The following is a 2128-nucleotide window of genomic DNA, read 5'->3' on the forward strand; positions in this document are numbered from 1 at the left end:
CACCTGTACCCGGAAGTGACCGACCGCTTCAGCTGGTTCGACTACCGTAGCCGCGGCTTCGAGGACGAGCCCAAGCGCGGCCTGCGCATCGACCTGATCATGGCTTCGCAGCACCTTGTGCCGCGAATCAAGGATGCGGGTGTGGACTATGAACTGCGCGGGATGGAAAAGCCGTCGGACCATGCGCCGATCTGGCTGGAATTAAGCTGATCGCCAGGGGCTGCTACGCAGCCCATCGCCGGCAAGCCAGCTCCCACCTTGACCACACCGACCTCAAGCCATGTGCAAATACCTGTAGGAGCGGCCTTGTGTCGCGATGGGGCGCGAAGCGGCCCCAGGTTTTCAGCTTCGCAGCAAAGATTACCGGGGCCGCTGCGCGGCCCATCGCGACACAAGGCCGCTCCTACAAGGGTTGCTGGAATGTAGGGTCTCCAGAGATTCACAACCCCAACCGCAACGCCTCCCCCACCCCCACCCCGCGCACATCGTCCGCCGCGCTGACCAGAGCAAAGTTGTAGGCCCCATGCGACCAATACCGTGCCTCCAGCTGGCCATCCACGCGATGCCCGTCCGGCATGCGCCGATACTGATCACCTGGTGAGCGCAGGAACAGGCTGATGCGCCGGCCTTTGCTATCCTCGAACACCAGCAACGCCGCCGGACCACGCTGATTGCTTAGCAGGCGCGCGCCCACCGGCTTGAAGCCGTAGCCCGCCAGGTCCGGCAACTGGCCCACGCGGCTGAAATGGCGCCCCAGCCAGTCACGCAACTGGCCCGGGTCGCTGGCCTGGATATCCAGTGCCTGGCTGCCCGCAAACAAGCGATGTGCCTGGACGGCATCTGCCATCGGCAGGTCGCCACGCGCCAAGGTCGCGTCGCGCACCTGCCAACCACCCAGGCCACCCACTCCCAACGCCAGCAACAACACCGCTGCCGTGGCCCAGCGGCGCTGGCGGCGTTGGCGCAATTGCCGGCGCAACTGCCCAAGGTCCAGCTGCGCAGCCCCGGGCACTTCGCCAAACCCGGCCAGCGCGGTACGCAGGCGGCGGGCGTCGGCACGCCAGCTCTCGATCTTGGCCGCGGCCTGCGGGTTGGCCGCCAGCCAGGCCTGCACCTCGGCCCGGCGCACAGGCTCCAGGCGCTCGTCGACGTAAGCGTGCAGTTCGTCTTCGCTGGGGATCAGGCGCGTCATTTCAGTCTCCGCAAGGCCGGGGGCTGGGGGCTGCCCTCGGTCAGTTCGCGCAAGGCATTGCGGGCGCGCGACAGGCGCGACATCACAGTGCCGATAGGGATGCCCAGGGCCTGGGCGGCCTCCTTGTAGCTCAGGCCTTCGATGCTGACCAGCAGCAACAACGCACGCTGTTCTGCCGTGAGCCGGGCGAAAGCCTGCAGGTCGGCCTGGGCCAGGACGATGGCTTCGAGATTGCCGCCAATCGGCTCGTCGTCGCGCTCGCCACGGCCGAACCAGGACAGCCAGCGCGCGTGCAGGCGCTCGCGGCGCTTTCCGTCGAGGAACAGCCGATAAAGGATAGTGAACAGCCAGGCCCGCAGGGCGTCGGCGTCGCGTTGCTGGTCGCGTCGGCTCAACGCCCGCTCGACCGTGGCCTGCACCAGGTCGTCGGCGCTGCCCGGCTCGCGGGTCAGCCACACGGCAAAGCGGCGCAGGCGGGCCAGCAGCTCGCGCCACTGGTGGTCGTCCAGATCATGCATGGCAAAGTCCCGGCGTCTGGGGTTGTCAGTGTAAGAGGCAGACGCCTGTGAAGAAAATCTATTCCCGGCGAAGGAATAAGTTTTTCCCTGCGCCGTCGTACCGGCACCTTCACTGAACCGGACAATGACCATGAACTCACCCCTGCACGGCCCGGCCAAGGCCCTGCGCCTGGCCGCCATCGCTGCCGTGATGCTGGGCGCGGGCGCCGCCTTTGCCTATGCCGCCGGCTGGCTTGGCGAGACCCGCCTGACCCCACAACGCATCATCGATACCTTCGAAGCCCAGGCCGGGCATTACCCGGGTTACCGCAAGAACCACGCCAAGGGCCTGTGCGTCAGCGGCTACTTCCAGCCCAGCGGGCAGGCCGCCAGCCTGTCCACGGCGCGGGCGTTCAGCCAGCCGCGGGTGCCAGTGATC

At 67.2% G+C, this 2128-nt stretch carries 2 protein-coding genes and 2 pseudogenes; 2 read left to right on the forward strand and 2 right to left on the reverse strand.

Annotation, left to right across the window (positions count from 1 at the left end):
- Window positions 1-210, forward strand: a pseudogene (locus JV551A3_RS16415) (exodeoxyribonuclease III); the annotation flags it as partial.
- Window positions 211-439: 229 nt separating this feature from the next.
- Here the strand turns inward: JV551A3_RS16415 and JV551A3_RS16420 are convergent.
- Window positions 440-1192: an anti-sigma factor family protein gene (locus tag JV551A3_RS16420; protein ID WP_133978932.1), complete on the reverse strand. Its 753-nt coding sequence runs from the start codon at window positions 1190-1192 to the stop codon at window positions 440-442.
- On the reverse strand, window positions 1189-1710 hold the full coding sequence (locus JV551A3_RS16425) for a sigma-70 family RNA polymerase sigma factor (protein ID WP_133978934.1): 522 nt from the start codon (window positions 1708-1710) through the stop codon (window positions 1189-1191). The genes JV551A3_RS16420 and JV551A3_RS16425 overlap by 4 nt, the downstream gene beginning before the upstream one ends.
- 124 nt (window positions 1711-1834) lie before the next feature.
- Between JV551A3_RS16425 and JV551A3_RS16430 the strand changes: the two are divergent.
- Window positions 1835-2128, forward strand: a pseudogene (locus JV551A3_RS16430) (catalase); the annotation flags it as partial.

It is taken from the genome of Pseudomonas inefficax (genome assembly GCF_900277125.1).
Taxonomy (GTDB): domain Bacteria; phylum Pseudomonadota; class Gammaproteobacteria; order Pseudomonadales; family Pseudomonadaceae; genus Aquipseudomonas; species Aquipseudomonas inefficax.

Bases quoted from the DNA above. Each gene is read 5' to 3' on its own strand.
- JV551A3_RS16425 (WP_133978934.1), bottom strand. From the start codon at position 1,710: ATGCATGATCTGGACGACCACCAGTGGCGCGAGCTGCTGGCCCGCCTG.
- JV551A3_RS16420 (WP_133978932.1), bottom strand. From the start codon at position 1,192: ATGACGCGCCTGATCCCCAGCGAAGACGAACTGCACGCTTACGTCGAC.